14 protein-coding genes are annotated in these 16,392 nt (G+C 68.8%); 8 read left to right on the top strand and 6 right to left on the bottom strand.

What is annotated here, in order from left to right; translation table 11 throughout:
- The first annotated feature begins 5 nt into the window (after window positions 1-5).
- Window positions 6-1,445, top strand: coding sequence for a DHA2 family efflux MFS transporter permease subunit (locus AC1M14_RS12010; RefSeq protein ID WP_102776017.1), 1,440 nt, complete (start codon window positions 6-8; stop codon window positions 1,443-1,445).
- A gap of 7 nt (window positions 1,446-1,452) precedes the next feature.
- On the opposite strand, the gene AC1M14_RS12005 is transcribed toward AC1M14_RS12010, so the two are convergent.
- Window positions 1,453-2,652, bottom strand: a complete 1,200-nt coding sequence (locus AC1M14_RS12005) for a M20 aminoacylase family protein (RefSeq protein WP_102776016.1) — start codon at window positions 2,650-2,652, stop codon at window positions 1,453-1,455.
- Between the two features lie 58 nt (window positions 2,653-2,710).
- A complete protein-coding gene (locus tag AC1M14_RS12000) occupies window positions 2,711-3,721 on the bottom strand; it encodes a Bug family tripartite tricarboxylate transporter substrate binding protein (RefSeq protein WP_258231555.1) in 1,011 nt (336 codons plus the stop codon).
- A gap of 136 nt (window positions 3,722-3,857) precedes the next feature.
- Here AC1M14_RS12000 and AC1M14_RS11995 point away from each other — a divergent pair, with 136 nt between their 5' ends.
- Entirely contained in the window at window positions 3,858-4,574 is a 717-nt protein-coding gene (locus AC1M14_RS11995; RefSeq protein WP_102776015.1) for a GntR family transcriptional regulator, read from the top strand.
- A 10-nt stretch (window positions 4,575-4,584) separates the two neighbouring features.
- Here the strand turns inward: AC1M14_RS11995 and AC1M14_RS11990 are convergent, their stop codons facing one another.
- Window positions 4,585-5,397: an IclR family transcriptional regulator gene (locus AC1M14_RS11990; protein ID WP_479731671.1), complete on the bottom strand. Its 813-nt coding sequence runs from the start codon at window positions 5,395-5,397 to the stop codon at window positions 4,585-4,587.
- Window positions 5,398-5,619: 222 nt separating this feature from the next.
- Between AC1M14_RS11990 and AC1M14_RS11985 the strand changes: the two genes are divergently transcribed.
- Both AC1M14_RS11985 and AC1M14_RS11980 read left to right on the top strand, forming a co-directional pair.
- Window positions 5,620-7,257, top strand: a complete 1,638-nt coding sequence (locus AC1M14_RS11985) for a GMC family oxidoreductase (protein WP_102776013.1) — start codon at window positions 5,620-5,622, stop codon at window positions 7,255-7,257.
- Between the two features lie 57 nt (window positions 7,258-7,314).
- Entirely contained in the window at window positions 7,315-8,649 is a 1,335-nt protein-coding gene (locus AC1M14_RS11980; protein WP_102776012.1) for an MFS transporter, read from the top strand.
- Here AC1M14_RS11980 and AC1M14_RS11975 read toward each other — a convergent pair.
- The 3 genes from AC1M14_RS11975 to AC1M14_RS11965 all read right to left on the bottom strand — a co-directional run bounded on the left by AC1M14_RS11975 (window position 8,622) and on the right by AC1M14_RS11965 (window position 11,948).
- Window positions 8,622-9,632 (bottom strand): aldo/keto reductase, encoded by a 1,011-nt coding sequence (locus tag AC1M14_RS11975; RefSeq protein ID WP_102776011.1) that lies wholly within the window; start codon window positions 9,630-9,632, stop codon window positions 8,622-8,624. The two genes, AC1M14_RS11980 and AC1M14_RS11975, sit on opposite strands and share 28 nt — an antisense overlap.
- 67 nt (window positions 9,633-9,699) lie before the next feature.
- Window positions 9,700-10,755 carry a serine hydrolase domain-containing protein gene (locus AC1M14_RS11970; RefSeq protein ID WP_210405774.1) on the bottom strand — a complete coding sequence of 352 codons (1,056 nt, stop codon included), beginning with the start codon at window positions 10,753-10,755 and terminating at the stop codon, window positions 9,700-9,702.
- Between the two features lie 11 nt (window positions 10,756-10,766).
- A complete protein-coding gene (locus AC1M14_RS11965; RefSeq protein ID WP_111824963.1) occupies window positions 10,767-11,948 on the bottom strand; it encodes a pyridoxal-phosphate-dependent aminotransferase family protein in 1,182 nt (393 codons plus the stop codon).
- A gap of 197 nt (window positions 11,949-12,145) precedes the next feature.
- On the opposite strand from AC1M14_RS11965, the gene AC1M14_RS11960 reads away from it, so the two are divergent.
- The 4 genes from AC1M14_RS11960 to AC1M14_RS11945 all read left to right on the top strand — a co-directional run bounded on the left by AC1M14_RS11960 (window position 12,146) and on the right by AC1M14_RS11945 (window position 16,392).
- Window positions 12,146-12,862: a GntR family transcriptional regulator gene (locus AC1M14_RS11960; protein ID WP_479731670.1), complete on the top strand. Its 717-nt coding sequence runs from the start codon at window positions 12,146-12,148 to the stop codon at window positions 12,860-12,862.
- 63 nt (window positions 12,863-12,925) lie between these two features.
- Window positions 12,926-14,500: an ABC transporter substrate-binding protein gene (locus AC1M14_RS11955; RefSeq protein WP_209166356.1), complete on the top strand. Its 1,575-nt coding sequence runs from the start codon at window positions 12,926-12,928 to the stop codon at window positions 14,498-14,500.
- A 67-nt stretch (window positions 14,501-14,567) separates the two neighbouring features.
- Complete coding sequence (locus AC1M14_RS11950) at window positions 14,568-15,485, top strand: ABC transporter permease (RefSeq protein WP_102776007.1); 918 nt, start codon at window positions 14,568-14,570, stop codon at window positions 15,483-15,485.
- Between the two features lies 1 nt (window position 15,486).
- The gene (locus tag AC1M14_RS11945; RefSeq protein WP_102776006.1) at window positions 15,487-16,392 is read left to right on the top strand and encodes an ABC transporter permease; all 906 of its coding nucleotides are present in this window, start codon (window positions 15,487-15,489) and stop codon (window positions 16,390-16,392) included.

Genomic DNA, 16,392 nt, shown 5'->3' with positions numbered 1-16,392 from the left:
ACCCGATGACGCATGGAATCCACGGCAGGCAGCGCTGGTGGGCGCTGCTGGTGCTATGCCTGGGCGTGCTGATGATCGTGCTGGACACCACGATCGTCAACGTCGCCCTGCCCTCTATCCGCCAGGACCTGCACTTCACCGAGACCTCGCTGGTCTGGGTGGTCAACGCCTACATGCTCACCTTCGGCGGCTTCCTGCTGCTGGGCGGCAGGCTGGGCGACCTGCTGGGACACCGCCGCATGTTCCTGGCCGGCCTGACGCTGTTCACGCTGGCCTCGCTGGCCTGCGGCGTGGCCCAGGGCCAGGCGCTGCTGATCGGCGCGCGCGCGGTCCAGGGGCTGGGCGGCGCGGTGGTCTCCGCCGTGTCGCTCTCGCTCATCATGAACCTCTTCACCGAGACCGGCGAGCGCGCCCGCGCCATGGGCGTATACGGCTTCGTCTGCGCCGGCGGCGGCAGTATCGGGGTGCTGCTGGGCGGGCTGCTGACCAGCGCGCTGTCCTGGCACTGGATCTTCCTGGTCAACCTGCCCATCGGCGTGCTGGTCTACGCGCTGTGCCTGCGGCTGATCCCGCGCGCCGCGCCGACGGCCGCCGGCGCCCGCCTGGACGTGGCCGGCGCGCTGGCCGTCACGGCCTCGCTGATGCTGGCGGTGTATGCCGTGGTCAACGGCAACGAGGCCGGCTGGACCTCGGCGCAATCCCTGACCCTGCTGGGCGTGGCCGCGGCGCTGATGGCGCTGTTCCTGTGGATCGAGGCGCGCGTCGAATCGCCGCTGATGCCGCTGGCGCTGTTCCGGCTGCGCAACGTGGCCACCGCCAACGTCGTCGGCGTGCTGTGGGCCGCGGCCATGTTCGCGTGGTTCTTCGTGTCGGCGCTGTACATGCAGCTGGTGCTGGGCTATACGGCCATGCAGGTCGGGCTGGCCTTCCTGCCGGCCAACCTCATCATGGCGGCCTTCTCGCTGGGCCTGTCGGCAAAGCTGGTGATGCGCTTCGGCATCCGGCTGCCGCTGGCCGCCGGCCTGTCGCTGGCGGCGCTGGGGCTGGCGCTGTTCGCGCGCGCGCCGATCGACGGCGCCTTCGCCGCCGACGTGCTGCCCGGCATGCTGCTGCTGGGCCTGGGCGCCGGCGTGGCCTTCAATCCCCTGCTGCTGGCGGCCATGAACGACGTGGAGCCCAGCCAGTCGGGCCTGGCCTCGGGCGTGGTCAATACCGCCTTCATGATGGGCGGCGCGCTCGGCCTGGCGGTGCTGGCCAGCCTGGCCGCGGCCCGCAGCGCCACGCTGACGCAGGCGGGCGCAAGCGCCACCGCGGCGCTCAACGGCGGCTACCAGCTCACCTTCCTGGCCGGCGCCGTCATCGCCGCGCTGGCGGCGGCCTTGAGCGCGGCGCTGCTGCGTGCGCGCAACCGCGGCGTGCCGGCCGAGGCCGGCGCGCCGCACTGAGCCGGCCTCAGCCCCGCGCGGGCCGCGCCAGCCAGGCTTCGGCCAGCTTCACGAAGGCGCTGGCGCCGATGGGCAGCAGCTCGTCGTTGAAGTCGTAGCTGGTGTTGTGGACCAGGCAGGGGCCGGCGCCGTGGCCGGCCTCGCGGTGGTCGCCGTCGCCGTTGCCGATGAAGCAATAGCTGCCCGGCACCGCTTCGAGCATGAAGGAAAAATCCTCGGCCGCCATGATGGGCGTCTGCGCCAGCACGCGCCCGGCGCCGACCACCGAGGCCAGCGTCTCGCGCATGAAGGCGGTTTCGGCCTCGTGGTTGATGGTCGAGGGATAGTGGCGGGTGAAGACGAAATCGCACTCGGCGCCGAACATCTCCGCCACGTGACGCGCGATCTCGCCCATGCGGCGCTCGATCAGGTCCAGCGTTTCGCGCGTGTATGCGCGCACCGTGCCGCGCAGCTCGCAGGTGTCGGCGATCACGTTGACCGCTTCGCCGGCGCGCAGCATGGTCACCGAGATCACCGCGGTCTCCAGCGGCTTCTTGTTGCGGCTGATGATGGTCTGGAACGCCTCGATCATCTGGCCGGCCGCCGGTATCGGGTCGATGGCCAGGTGCGGCATGGCCGCGTGGCCGCCCTTGCCGCGTATGGTCACGTGGAATTCGCTGTTGGACGCCAGCACCGGCCCCGGCGACGACGCGAAGCAGCCGACCGGAATGCCGGGCATGTTGTGCATGCCGAACACCGCTTCCATGGGGAATCTCTCGAACAGGCCGTCGCGCATCATTTCGCGCGCGCCGCCGCCGCGCTCTTCGGCCGGCTGGAAAATCAGGTAGACCGTGCCGTCGAAATTGCGATGGCGCGCCAGGTGCTGCGCCGCGCCCAGCAGCATGGCGGTATGGCCGTCATGGCCGCAGGCGTGCATGACGCCGGCGTGCTTGCTGGCATGGTCGAACCGGTTGGCCTCCTGCATGGGCAGCGCGTCCATGTCCGCGCGCAGGCCCACCGTGCGCGCCGAGCTGCCGTTGCGGATCACGCCCACCAGCCCGGTCTTGCCGAAGCCGCGATGCACCGTGATGCCCCAGCTCTCCAATTGCTGCGCCACCAGGTCGGCGGTGCGGTTCTCTTCGAACGCCAGCTCCGGATGGGCGTGGATGTCGCGGCGGATGGCGCGGATGGAAGGCGCGTGTTCAACAATGTCTTCGATCAGGTTCATGTGGCGATGCCGGCCCCGCGCAGGGGCCGCGATAACGGGTTGAAAAGAAGGCGGGGGATCAGTCGGGCTTGATGCCCAGCTTGCGCAGCACCGGGCCGGAGGCGTCCCGTTCGGCCGCGACGCGCCGGGCGAAGTCGGCCGCCGCCAGATGGTACGGCAGCGAGCCGTGGCTGGCGTACATCTGCTTGAGCGCGCCGTCCTGCTGCGCGCGGCCGATCTCGGCGTTCAGGCGCTGCACGATCGCCTCGGGCGTGCCGGCGCTGGCGGCCACGCCCAGCCACACCGCGCCCTCGAAGCCGCGGAAGTCCTGCTCGGCCAGCGTCGGCGCCTTGCCGAAGGCGGCGTCCGGCACCGTCTCGCTGATGGCCAGTACCCGCAGCCGGCCGTCCTTGACCATGGGTTCGACCAGCGCGGTGCCGGCGAAGTACATCTGCGTATCGCCGGCCAGCACCGAGTTGAGCGCGCCGGTGCCGGTCTTGAACGGAACGTGCATGATGTCGACGCCGGCCTGCTCGCGCAGCATTTCGAACAGCACATGCGGCGGGCTGCCGTTGCCCGACGAGGCGTAGTTCAGCTTGCCCGGCTGCTGGCGCGCCTGCGCCAGCAGTTGCCCCAGCGACTGCGCGGGCAGCTTGTCGTTGACCGTGAGCGCCATCGGGATGATGGCCAGCGGGCTGACCGGCAGCAGGTCGCGCGCCGGATCGTAGGTCAGGGCCGGAAAAATATACGGATTCCACACCAGGTGCGCGTTGGTCACCAGCGCCAGCGTATGGCCGTCGGCCGGCGCGGACTTGAGCTGCTGCATCGCCAGCATGCCGCCGGCGCCCGGCTTGTTCTCCACCACCACGGGCTGGCCCAGCGACCGGTGCAGCCGCTCGGCCAGCGGCCGCGCGAACAGGTCGGGCAGACTGCCGGGCCCGCCGTTGACCAGAATGGTCACCGGCCGGCTCGGCCAGTCCGCGGCGTGCGGCGCCGGGGCGATCAGCAGCGCGGCCAGCGCCGTCAGGCCGGCCGCGGCGCGGCGCAGAAAGGGCCGCCGCCGTCGGCGGGACTCGTGTAGCCGTGTCACAGTATGTCTCCTGTGCGCCTGCCGCCGGCTTGGATGCCGGTCATTCTGCGCGGCGCGCTTTTCTACGATAAGCACCACAAATCTCGGCGTCAACAATTTTTATCGAGATTTTTTCCGCGCATGATAAAGTAGCGTCATGTCTGACGGTACTTCCCTGCCCCCGCTCGCTCATTCCGCCTCGGCCCACACGCTCGTGGGCACGGCCTACGTCAACCTGCGCCGCGACATCATCCAGGGCAAACTCCCGCCCGGCTCGCGCCTGCGGGTCGAACATCTGAAGGACGATTACGGCGTGGGCGCCGGCACGCTGCGCGAGGCCCTGGCGCTGCTGGTCTCGGACGCGCTGGTCATCGCCCACGGGCAGCGCGGCTTTCACGTCACCCCGATCTCGCTGGAGGATTTCCACGACATCACCGAGAACCGCGTGCTGCTGGAAACCGAGGCCTTGCGCCAGTCCATCGCCGTGGGCGACGACGACTGGGAAAGCGCGGTGCTGGCGGCCTTTCACCGGCTGGGCAAGGCCGAGCAGCGCCTGGCCGCCGACCCCGAAGCCCGCTTCGAGGAATGGGAACAGCGCAACCGCGAATTCCACCGCGAACTGATCCGCGCCTGTCCCTCGCGCTGGCGCCACCACTTCCTGGGCATCCTGTACCAGCAGGCCGAGCGCTACCGCCGCCTGACCGTCACCCGCAAGCCCATCGCGCGCGACCTGCACGACGAGCACCAGCGCATCCTCGACGCCACGCTGGCGCGCGACGCCGACCTGGCCTGCTCCTTGCTGGCCAGCCACATCCGCCTCACCTACGAAGCCGTCGCGAAGCTGCCGCCCGAACTGTTCACGCCTTCGGCCTGAGGCGCGCCGCTCAGCCCGCGCCGGCGCGGTGCTGCGCCAGCACCTCGCACATGGCTTGGGCCGCGCGCTCCAGCACCGGCACCGCGCGCAGCAGTTCGTCCAGCATCACGCGGGCCGTGGGCGCATGGCAGGCCACCGCCGCCACCACGCGGTCGTCGGCGGCGCGCACCGGCACCGCCACCGCGCTCATGCCGCGCACGAACTCCTCGTTGTCGATGCCGATGCCCCGCGCGGCCAGGCGCTCCAGCTCTTCCTCCAGCCGCGCCGGATCGGTCAGCGTGCGCGGCGTGTTGCGGGTCAGCGGCAGCCGCGCCAGCACCCGGCTGCGCTCGAGCCGGCTCATGGAAGCCAGGAACAGCTTGCCGCTGGCGGTGCAATGCATGGGCACATGGCTGCCCACCGCGAAGAACAGCCGCAGCGGTTCGGCAGTCTCCACGCGTTCCATATAGACCACGCGGTCGCCGTCGGGCGCGGTGAGATTGCAGGTTTCACCCAGCGTGCCGACCAGCTGCGCCAGCACCGCGCGGCATTCGCGGGTGAAGGCCGAGGCGCGCAGCGTGGCCAGCGCCAGCGCCGAAGCCTGCGGGCCCGGCACGTAGCCGTTCTCGGTGGGCGTGGCGGCCACGAAGCCGGCGCGCTGCATGGCCGCCAGCAGGCGCATCAGCGATGACTTGGGCATGTCCAGCCGCTGCGCGAGCTGCGCCAGCGTGGGCGGATGCTGGGCCCGCGCCAGGTGTTCCAGCACCAGCAGCGCGCGCAGCGAGCGCGCCGTGTCCTGCGGCTCCTCCGATGCTGCGCTGCGATTTTGAAACCGGTTTTGCATTTTCTGTTCCACTTTTCCGCGCTTGCGCCGGTTGTGCTTTGCGCTGCGCGCACGCTTCCTAGAATCGCTCTCAGCGTCAGTGCCCGCAAGCCCGCGCGACGCCGGGTCCAGGCACTGCAGCGCATGGCATCACAGCGTATATAACTGCGCCCCACAACGACAAGCAGGGTAAACGCGCCGTCAGGGGCGTGCGGCGGCCCGCTGCAGGGAGAGCTTGCGGATATGTCCGATACCGTGGATTACATCGTCGTAGGCGCCGGCTCGGCCGGCTGCGTGATGGCCAACCGGCTGAGCGCCAGCGGCGCGCATTCCGTCTGCCTGCTGGAAGCCGGACCGAAGGACAGCTATCCGTGGATCCACATCCCCATCGGCTACGGCAAGACCATGTTCCACAAGGTCGTGAACTGGGGCTACTACACCGATCCCGATCCCAACATGCTGGACCGGCGCATCTACTGGCCGCGCGGCCGCACGCTGGGCGGCTCCAGCGCCATCAACGGCCTGATCTACATCCGCGGCCAGCGGCGCGACTACGACGCCTGGGCCGCCGCCGGCAATCCCGGCTGGGGCTGGGACGACTGCCTGCCCTATTTCCGCAAGCTCGAAAACAACGACCTCGGCCCCGGCCCCACGCGCGGCACCGACGGCCCGCTCAACGCCACCTCCATCAAGACCCCGCATCCGCTGGTGCAGGGCCTGATCGCCGCCGCGCAGAACCTGGGCATTGCCCAGGTCGACGACTTCAATACCGGCGAACAGGAAGGCGTGGGCTACTACCAGCTCACCACCCGCAACGGCCGGCGCTGCTCCACCGCCGTCGCCTACCTGCGTCCGGCCCAAGGCCGCGCCAACCTGCGCATCGAAACCGACGCGCACGCCATGGCCATTCTGTTCGAGGGCACCCGCGCCTGCGGGGTGCGCTACCGCCAGCACGGCCAGGTGCGCACCGTGCGCGCGCGCCGCGAAGTGATACTGTGCGCCGGCGCGCTGCAGTCGCCGCAGCTGCTGCAGCTCTCCGGCGTGGGGCCGGCCGCGCTGCTGCGCCAGTTCGGCATCGGCGTGGTGCGCGACCTGCCCGGCGTGGGCGAGAACCTGCAGGACCACCTGCAGATCCGGCTGATCTACGAAACCACGCGTCCCATCACCACCAACGACCAGCTGCGCACGCTGCCCGGCCGCATCCGCATGGGCCTGGAATGGCTGCTGCTGCGCGGCGGACCGCTGGCCGTGGGCATCAACCAGGGCGGGCTGTTCTGCCGGGTCGATCCGGCCAGCCTCACGCCCGACACCCAGTTCCATTTCGCCACGCTGTCGGCCGACATGGCCGGCGGCAAGGTGCACCCGTTCTCGGGCTGCACTTATTCGGTATGCCATCTGCGCCCCTCGTCGCGCGGGCGCGTGCGCCTGCGCAGCGCCGATCCCTTCGAGGCGCCGTCCATGCAGCCGAACTACCTGTCCACCGAACTGGACCGCCGCATGACGGTGGCGGCGGTCAAGTACGCGCGGCGGCTGGCCGCCACGGCGCCGCTGGCGGCGATGATGAAGCGCGAATTCCGCCCCGGGCCCGAGGTGCGCAGCGACGACGAGATCCTGCATTTCTGCCGCGAGTACGGGGCCACCATCTTCCACCCCAGCGGCACCGCCAAGATGGGGCCGCGCAGCGATCCCCTGGCGGTCGTCGACGCGCAGCTGCGCGTGCATGGCGTGGCGGGGCTGCGGGTGGTGGACTGTTCCATCATGCCGACGCTGGTTTCCGGCAACACCAACGTGCCCGCAGTCATGCTGGCCGAGCGCGCGGCCGATTTCATTTTGCAGGAGCATACCCAGGCGCATCCGCAGACGCTGCAGGCCGCCGCCTGACACCCACGGCCCAGGCCCGCGCAGACGGGCCGGCCGCCACACCAAAGGAGACTAGACATGGCCAAGCAGAACGAAGCCGCGGTGCGCCGGGTCGTCGCCGCGTCGCTGATCGGCGCCACCATCGAGTGGTACGACTTTTTCTTGTACGGCGTCGTCGCAGGCATTGTGTTCAACAAGCTGTATTTCCCGGCCGGGGACCCGCTGGTCTCCACCATGCTGGCCTACACCACGTTCGCGGTCGGCTTCGTCACCCGGCCGCTGGGCGGGCTGATCTTCGGCCACTTCGGCGACCGCATCGGCAGGAAAAGCATGCTGGTCATGACCCTGATGATCATGGGCGTGGCCACCTTCCTGATCGGCCTGGTGCCCACCTACGACAGCATCGGCATCTGGGCGCCCATCCTGCTCCTGCTGCTGCGCGTGTTCCAGGGCATCGGGCTGGGCGGCGAATGGGGCGGCGCGGTGCTGATGGCCTACGAATACGCGCCGCCCGGCAAGAAAGGGCTGTACGCGTCGCTGCCGCAGATAGGCCTGGCCATCGGGCTGTGCCTGGCCTCGGGCACGGTGGCCCTGCTGTCCACCCTGCTGACCGACGCGCAATTCATGGCCTGGGGCTGGCGCGTCGCCTTCCTGCTGTCGGCGGTGATGGTGCTGGTGGGCATGTACATCCGCCTGAACATCAAGGAAACGCCGGAGTTCGCCGCGGTCAAGAAGAACAACGCCGAAAGCCGCATCCCTTTCGCAGACATGTTCCGGCGCTTTCCGGGCAACGTCTTCAAGGGCATGGGCGCGCGCTACATCGACGGGGTGTTCTTCAACGTATTCGGCGTATTCACGATCTCGTATCTCACGCAGACTGTGAAGATCACGCGCACCGAGGCGCTGATCGGCGTGATGGCCGCGGCCCTGGTCATGTGCTTCTTCATCCCGTTCTTCGGCCGCCTGTCGGACCGCGTCGGGCGCACGCGCGTCTATTTCTGGGGCTCGCTGATCACCGCGCTGGCCTCGTTTCCCGCTTTCTGGCTGATGCTCAACAGCCAGGGCAGCGCGGTGCTGATCTGGGTAGCCATCATCATCCCGTTCGGCATCCTGTACGCGGCCGTGTACGGGCCGGAGGCGGCGCTGTTCTGCGAACTGTTCGACGCCCGGGTGCGCTACACCGGCATCTCCTTCGTCTACCAGTTCTCGGGCATTTTCGCCTCGGGCATCACGCCCATCATCGCCACCGCGCTGCTCAAGGCCGGCGGCGGCCAGCCCTGGCTGATCTGCCTGTACGTGCTGTTCTCGGGCGTGGTGTCGGCGGCGTGCGCGTGGCTCATCGGGCGCGGCAAGCAGCCCGACGAGGACGCCGCGGCCCGCGCGCTTCAGCCGGCCGCCACGGGCCGGCCGTAGAACGGATAGTTGGGGTCGTTGTAGCCGTGCGATGAAGCGTGCCCCGGAGTCACCCAGCCGTTGACCACGGCCTCGTCCTCGGGCGTGATGGCGACGTCCAGCGCGGCGTAGTAGTCCTCCATCTGCGCCAGCGTGCGCGGCCCGGCGATGACGGCGGTGACGATGGGGTTGGCCAGCACCCAGGCGGTGGCGAAATGCCCCGCCTGCACGCCGCGCGCGGCGCTGTGCGCTACCAGCTTCTGCGCGATCTGCAGCGACTCCTCGCGGAACTCAGTGGCCAGGATGCGGGAGTCGCCGCGCCCGGCGCGGGTATCGGCGGCCGGCGCCTGGCCCGGCAGGTACTTGCCGGTGAGCACGCCGCGCGCGATCGGGCTGTAGGGCACCACGCCCAGGCCGTAATGGCCGCAGGCCGGCAGGATCTCGACCTCGGGGCCGCGGTTGAGCATGTTGTAGTACGGCTGGCACACCACCGGCTGCGGCACGCCCATGCGTTCGCACAGGCGCATCACCTCGGCGATGCGCCAGCCGCGGAAGTTCGACAGCCCGTAGCTGCGCAGCTTGCCCGCGCGGATCAGGTCGCCCAGCGCCCACAGCGCTTCTTCGAGGTTTTCCTCGTGGTAGTCGCGATGCAGGTAGAGGATGTCCAGGAAGTCGGTGCCCAGCCTCACCAGACTGGCCTCGACGCCACGGATCAGCCATTGGCGCGAATAGTGCGACTGGTTCGGGCCCTTGCCCACGGCGTTGCCGATCTTGCTGGCCAGCACCCAGTCGTGGCGCTGCCCGGCCAGCAGCCGGCCCACCACTTCTTCCGAGCGCCCGCCGTTGTAGACGTCGGCGGTGTCGATGAAATTCAGGCCGCGGTCGCGCGCCGAAGCGACGATGCGCGCGGCCTCTTCGTCGGGCGTCTGCTCTCCGAACATCATGGTGCCCAGGCACAACGGCGATACCCGGAGATTGCTGCTGCCCAGCCGGCGGTAGTTCATGAGTGGATTCCTTGGGTTGTGGGGGGTTGGATACACCATACCCCGGATTATGCGCGCCGCGGCCCCGTCACGCCCCGCCCGCGTCCACCGCCGCCAGTATCCTGCCGAACAAGGCGTCGGCGTGGGCCGAATCCAGCCAGCGCACGATCACGACCATCTTGCGTTCCGGTTCGACCCAGGTGAACGAGCTGCCCGCGCCCACGCCGAAGAAGCTGGAGGCCGGCACGCTGGGGAACACGCGGCCTTCGTGGTTCAGCCAGATCAGGTAGCCGTAGTACGGCGCGATGTCGCAGGGCGTGCGCATGGCGCGTATCCAATCTTCCGACAGCACCTGGCGGCCGTTGGCGCGCCCGCCGTTGAGCAGCATCTGGCCGATCAGCGCCTGGTCGCGGGCGCTGATCGACATGCCGCCGCCCCAGTGCGAGCCGCCCGGCACCGAGGGCATGCGCTGGCCGTCGATCTCGACCCAGGCGTTGTCGTAGCCCACCCATCGCCAGTTCTCGCTCGCGCCGATCGGGCGCATCACCGCCTCGCGGAAAACCTCGGGCAGCGGCTTGCGGAACAGGTGCAGAAGCGCATAGGACAGCTGGTTGATGCGCACATCGTTGTATTCCCAGTACGTGCCGGGGCGCTGCAAGGGCCGCGCGTCGCCCTTCTTGCCGTCGGGCGGCACGCCGAAGGTGACGGCGCGGTAGCGGTCCGCCTGGTCGGACACCCCGAAGCGCTCGCCCTCCCATTCGCTGGTCTGCTGCAGCAGGTGGCGCCAGGTAATGTCGGCGTTCTGGCCGCTGTCGAAGCCGATGCCGGGCACGCGCCTGCCGACCGGCTCGTCCACGTCCGGCAGCAGGCCTCGGTCATGCGCCACGCCGGCCAGGATCGCCAGGTACAACTTGGCCACGCTGAAGGTCAGGTCGGCGCGCTCGGGCTCGCCCCACTCGGCGACGGTCTTGCCGTCCACCACCACCACGCCCGAGACCGGCCCGCGGTCGTGGATGGGGCCCAGCAGGCGGTTCCAGGGCGGCGGATCGTTCAGGTGCACGCCGAAGACGCCGTCGACGCTGCGGTCCCAGGCGGTTTCGTGGTCGTTGGCGAACTGGATCGCCTGCTGCATGAGGGTGTTCATTGCTTGCCTCGTTATGGTTGCGATTTCAGGAATTCCATGGCGGCCTGCACGCCGCCGGCGCGATGCGGCACCCCGGCCGCGGCCAGGCCCATCTCCACGCCGGCCAGCGCGCCGCACAGCGTCAGGTCATTGAAATGGCCCAGGTGGCCGATGCGGAAGACGCGGTCGGCCAGCTTGCCCAGGCCCTGCCCCAGCGACATGTCGTAGCGCTCCAGCACCGCCTTGCGCAAGGCGTCGGCGCTGTGCCCGGGCGGCATCAGCACCGCGGTCAGGGCCGGGCTGTGCGCGGCCGGGTCCAGGCTCAACAGCTCCAGCCCCCAGGCCTGCACCGCCAGGCGCGTAGCCTGCCCATGGCGGCGGTGGCGCGCGTAGACCTGCGCCAGGCCTTCCTCGCGCAGCATGGCCAGCGCTTCGTGCAGGCCGTAAAGCAGATTGGTCGAGGGCGTGTACGGAAAGTAGCCGCGTTCGTTGGGCCCGAGCATTTCGCGCCAATCCCAGTACGAGCGCGGCAGGCGCGCCGTGTCGGCCGCGGCCAGCGCCTTGGCGCTGACGGCGTTGAACGACAGGCCGGGCGGCAGCATCAGGCCTTTCTGCGAACCCGCCACCGTCACGTCCACGCCCCATTCGTCGTGGCGGTAGTCGATGGAGCCCAGCGACGAGATCGTGTCCACCATCAGCAGCGCCGGATGCGCGGCGCGGTCGATGGCCGCGCGCACCGCGGCCACGTCGCTGGTCACGCCGGTGGAGGTTTCGTTGTGCACCACGCACACGGCCTTGATGCGGTGCTGCGCGTCGGCGGCCAGGCGCGCGCCGATGGCCGCCGGGTCCGCCGGATGGCGCCAGTCGCCTTCCAGGAAGTCGACCTCCAGGCCCAGCCGCCCCGCCAGCTTGCGCCACAGGCTGGCGAAATGCCCGGTCTCGGCCATCAGCACCCGGTCGCCCGGCGACAGCGTGTTGACCAGCGCGGCCTCCCAGGCGCCGGTGCCCGAGGACGGATAGATCACCACCGGCCCCTGCGTCTGGAACACCTGCCGGATGCCGGCCAGCACCTCCAGGCCCAGCGCGCCGAAGACCGGCCCGCGGTGGTCGATGGTGGGCTGGTCGATGGCGCGCAGCACGCGGTCGGGCACGTTGGTGGGGCCCGGAATCTGCAGGAAGTGGCGGCCGGATGAGTGCGGGTTCAGGCTGAACATATGTCACCCCAGATGGAATAGTTTTTGTATACCAACGAAAAGCCCGGCAAACGAACAGCGTATGCCCGGCGTGCGGACCTACGGCATGCGTCACTCTATCCCATTGTTTTTACGTAATTAACCTAGGGTATACACCCATCAGGCCGCGGGGAAAGCAGGTTTATAGTGCGGAAAAACAGGGGAATTTTTGTATACCAATGAGCAGCGCGCTTAGCCTACCCGACGCCGACCCCGCGCCCGCGGCGCAGTTGTCCGGCGCCAGCCGCACGCTGCCGGCCACGGTGGCCGGGCAGTTGCGCAAGCGCATCATCCAGGGCGAATTCCCGCCGGCCTCGCGCCTGAACGAACGGGCGCTGTGCGACCTGCTGGGCGTGTCGCGCACGCCGCTGCGCGAGGCCTTCCGCCTGCTGGCCGCCGAAGGGCTGGTGCAGATCGAACCCAACCGCGGCGCCCAGGTGGTGGCGCTGTCCGAAGCCAATATCCGCGAAGCCTTCGAAGTCATCGGCGGGCTGGAAGCCATGTCCTGCCGGCTGGCCTGCGAACGGGCCACCGACCTGGAGATCGCCGAGATCCGGGCGCTGACCTACGAGATGATGGCCAGCCACGCGCGCCGCGACCTGCCCTCGTATTTCCGCCTCAACCGCGAGATCCACGAGCGCATCAGCCTGGCCTCGCACAACGGCCTGCTCAAGCAGCTGTACGACGCCCAGAACGCGCGCATCCAGAACCTGCGTTTCGTGTCCAACGAAAACCGCCAGAAGTGGGACCTGGCCATGCGCGAGCACATCGAAATGGCCGAGGCGCTGGAGGCGCGCGACGCCGACCGGCTGGCCGGCATCATGCGCCAGCACCTGCAGCGCAAGTGCGACGCCGCCCTCAGGACCTTGCAGCCGCCCGCACCGGATTCCGGCTGAACCGCCCGCCCGGACACGCAGCAGATACGCAGTACGTGCAGTGACTTCCACAGGAGCCTCGCCATGGCCGATTACCGCGTCCCCCCTCGTATCGTTCCTGCTTCACTCCCGTCTCACCGCCGTCCCAGGTTCGCGATCCTGGCCGCCGGGCTGGCCTGCGCCGCCGTCCTCGCCCAGCCGGCCCTGGCCGGCAAGAAGGACGACACCCTGCGCATGGCCTACGACCAGGCGCCCGAAAGCGTGGACCCGTACTTCAACAACGTGCGCATCGGCGTCATCATCGCCGCCAACGTCTGGGACACCCTGCTCTACCGCGACCCGGTCACCAACGAGTACAAGGGGCAGCTGGCCAAGAGCTGGAAGCAGGTCGACGACAAGACCATGGAGTTCGAACTGCGCCAGGGCGTCAAATTCCACAACGGCGAGGAGTTCGACGCCGACTCGGTGGTGTACACCCTGAACTACGTGGCCGACCCCAAGAACAAGGCCGTGACGCAGCAGAACGTTGCGTGGATCGACAAGGTCGAGAAGATCGACAAGTACAAGGTGCGCCTGACCACCAAGGAGCCCTTCCCGGGCGCCAAGGAATACCTGTCCACCACCGCCGCCATCCATCCCGCCAAGTACTACCAGGAAGTCGGCCCCAAGGGCATGAACGCCAAGCCGGTGGGTTCGGGCCCGTACAAGGTGGTGGACTACCAGCCCGGCAAGTCCATCACGCTGGAGCGCAACGCCGACTACTTCAAGGATTCGCCCAAGGCGCAGCCCAAGATCGGCAAGGTCGTCATCCGCTTCATACCCGACCGCCAGACGCAGATGGCCGAAGTCATCTCGGGCGGCGAAGACCTGATCATGAGCGTGCCCAAGGACCAGGCCGAGCAGCTGGGCTCCATGCCCCAGCTGCAGATGGTCACGGGCAACACCATGCGCATCGTGTTCATGCAGATGAACATCCTGGAAGGCACGCCGGCGCCGCAGCTCAAGGACGAGCGGGTTCGCCGCGCCATCATCCACGCCATCGACCGCGAATCCATGTTGAAGAACATCGTGGGCGAAGGCGGCGGCCTCATCAACACCATCTGCACGCCGTCGCAGGTGGGCTGTACCCAGGAAGGCGCGCCGGTCTACAAGTACGACCCGGCCCAGGCCAAGAAGCTGCTGGCCGAGGCCGGCTATCCCAACGGCTTCGACATCGACATCGTGGCCTACCGCGAGCGCAACCAGACCGAAGCGATCATCAACTACCTGCAGGCGGTGGGCATACGCGCCAAGCTGAACTTCCTGCAGTACGCGGCCATGCGCGACATGATCCGCGCCGGCAAGGCCTCGCTCACGCACCAGACCTGGGGCTCCAACCTGGTCAACGACGTGTCGGCCTCCACGCCGGTGTACTTCTCGTTCGGCAACGACGACATCACCCGCGACCCGCAGGTGCGCGACCTGCTCGATAAGGGCGACCACACCATAGACGCCGAGGCCCGCAAGGCGGCCTACAAAGAGGCGCTGGACCTGATCGCCAAGAAGGCCTACGCGGTGCCGCTCTGGACGCTGCCGGCCTATTACGTCGCCACCAAGGACGTGAACTTCAAACCGTATTCGGATGAACTGGTGCGCTTCTGGGACATGAGCTGGAAGTAAGAGGCGCGCGCCGCCGGGCGGTTCCGGCGGCGCGCATCGCAGACGGAAGCGAAAGAGGCTGAGTCCTATGCTTTATTTCACGATCAGGCGCCTGGGCCTGGCGCTGCTGGTGGCGCTGACGGTTTCGATCCTGGCGTTCCTGCTGCTGCACCTGTCGGGCGACCCGGCGCTGGCGCTGGCCGGCGAAGGCGCGCGCCAGGCCGACATCGAAATGATCCGCAAGACCTACGGCCTGGACCGGCCGCTGGCCGTGCAGTATGCGGACTGGCTCTGGCACATCCTGCAGGGCGACTTCGGCACCTCGGTGTATTTCAAGACCGAGGCCGGGCCGCTGATCCTGTCCAAGCTGGAGACCACGCTGATGCTGGGCCTGGCCGCGCTGGGCTTCGCGCTGCTGGTGTCGATTCCGCTGGGCGTGCTGGCCGCGCTGTACAAGGACAGCCTGGTCGACCGCTTCTGCCTGGCCGTGGCGGTGCTGGGCCAGGCGCTGCCGAATTTCTTTTTCGCGCTGATCCTCATCATGCTGTTCTCGATCACGCTGCGCCTGCTGCCGGTCTCGGGCAGCGGCAGCTGGCAGCACTTCGTGATGCCGGCCATCGCGCTGGGCTATTACGTGGCGCCGGCCTTCATGCGGCTGATCCGCGCCGGCATGATCGAGGTGCTGGCCGCCGACTACATCCGCACCGCGCGGGCCAAGGGCCTGCCGGCGCGCAAGATCGTTTTCAAGCACGCGCTGCGCAACGCCATCGTGCCGGTGGTGGCGCTGGCGGCGGTGCAACTGGGCTACCTGCTGGGCGGCTCGGTGGTCATCGAGACCATCTTCGCGCTGGACGGCCTGGGCTACCTGGCCTACCAGAGCATCACCTACAAGGACTATCCGGTGATGCAGCTGATCGTGCTGCTGCTGTCCGTGCTGTACGTGCTGCTGACGCTGGCCTCCGATATCGCCAACGCCTGGCTCGATCCGCGCATCCGGGTGTCCTGACATGAGCGCGCCCATCCTTACTCCCGCCGTGCCCGCCGCGCCCCCGGAACTGTCCGTCTCCGCCCTGCGCTGGCGGCGGCTACGGCGCAACAAGGCGCTGCTGGCTGGCGGCGGCATCCTGCTGGCCATCGTGCTGATCGCGCTGCTGGCGCCATGGATCTCGCCGCATGATCCGTATTACCAGGACCTCGCCTACCGCACCGCGCCGCCGGTCTGGTATGCCAAGGGCACCTGGCTGCATCCGCTGGGCACCGACCAGCTGGGCCGCGACTATCTCTCGCGCCTGTTCTACGGCGCGCGCATCTCGCTGCTGATCGGCGTCAGCGTGGCGCTGATCTCGGGCCTGATCGGCACCGCCCTGGGCATGGCGGCCGGCTACTTCGGCGGCAAGACCGACATGGCCGTGTCCTTCCTCATCACCACCCGCCTGTCCATGCCCGTGATCCTGGTGGCGCTGGCCACGGTGGCCATCGTCGGCGGTTCGCTATGGGTCGTGATCCTGGTGCTGGGGCTGCTCAAGTGGGACCGCTACGCGGTCGTCATGCGCAGCGCCACCCAGCAGGTCCGCTCGCTGGAATACGTGGCCGCGGCGCAGGCCGCCGGCGCCTCCACCTGGCGCATCGTGCGCGGCGAAGTGCTGCCCAACGTGGTGCCGCAGCTGATCGTGATCGCCACGCTGGAGGCGGCCAGCGCGATCCTGCTGGAGGCTTCGCTGTCGTTCCTGGGCCTGGGCGTGCAGCCGCCGCTGCCGTCCTGGGGCCTGATGATCTCGGAGGCCAAGGCCTATATGTTCTTCTCGTTCTGGCTGATCGCCATACCCGGCTCCGCGCTGGCGCTGCTGATCTTCGCCATCAACCTGGCCGGCGACGGGCTGCACCAGCTCCTCGCGCCGGAAGAGAGGTCCTGA

Source organism: Achromobacter sp. SX5, from assembly GCF_056711425.1.
The sequence above is the reverse complement of the archived record's forward strand: the minus strand, read 5'-3'. Positions and strand labels throughout refer to the sequence as shown.

Excerpts from the sequence above, each read along its gene's own strand:
- AC1M14_RS12010 (WP_102776017.1), top strand. The coding sequence starts at position 6 with ATGACGCATGGAATCCACGGCAGGCAGCGCTGGTGGGCGCTGCTGGTG.
- AC1M14_RS12005 (WP_102776016.1), bottom strand. The coding sequence starts at position 2,652 with ATGAACCTGATCGAAGACATTGTTGAACACGCGCCTTCCATCCGCGCC.
- AC1M14_RS11995 (WP_102776015.1), top strand. The coding sequence starts at position 3,858 with ATGTCTGACGGTACTTCCCTGCCCCCGCTCGCTCATTCCGCCTCGGCC.
- AC1M14_RS11990 (WP_479731671.1), bottom strand. The coding sequence starts at position 5,397 with ATGCAAAACCGGTTTCAAAATCGCAGCGCAGCATCGGAGGAGCCGCAG.
- AC1M14_RS11985 (WP_102776013.1), top strand. The coding sequence starts at position 5,620 with ATGTCCGATACCGTGGATTACATCGTCGTAGGCGCCGGCTCGGCCGGC.
- AC1M14_RS11980 (WP_102776012.1), top strand. The coding sequence starts at position 7,315 with ATGGCCAAGCAGAACGAAGCCGCGGTGCGCCGGGTCGTCGCCGCGTCG.
- AC1M14_RS11975 (WP_102776011.1), bottom strand. The coding sequence starts at position 9,632 with ATGAACTACCGCCGGCTGGGCAGCAGCAATCTCCGGGTATCGCCGTTG.
- AC1M14_RS11970 (WP_210405774.1), bottom strand. The coding sequence starts at position 10,755 with ATGAACACCCTCATGCAGCAGGCGATCCAGTTCGCCAACGACCACGAA.
- AC1M14_RS11965 (WP_111824963.1), bottom strand. The coding sequence starts at position 11,948 with ATGTTCAGCCTGAACCCGCACTCATCCGGCCGCCACTTCCTGCAGATT.
- AC1M14_RS11960 (WP_479731670.1), top strand. The coding sequence starts at position 12,146 with ATGAGCAGCGCGCTTAGCCTACCCGACGCCGACCCCGCGCCCGCGGCG.
- AC1M14_RS11955 (WP_209166356.1), top strand. The coding sequence starts at position 12,926 with ATGGCCGATTACCGCGTCCCCCCTCGTATCGTTCCTGCTTCACTCCCG.
- AC1M14_RS11950 (WP_102776007.1), top strand. The coding sequence starts at position 14,568 with ATGCTTTATTTCACGATCAGGCGCCTGGGCCTGGCGCTGCTGGTGGCG.
- AC1M14_RS11945 (WP_102776006.1), top strand. The coding sequence starts at position 15,487 with ATGAGCGCGCCCATCCTTACTCCCGCCGTGCCCGCCGCGCCCCCGGAA.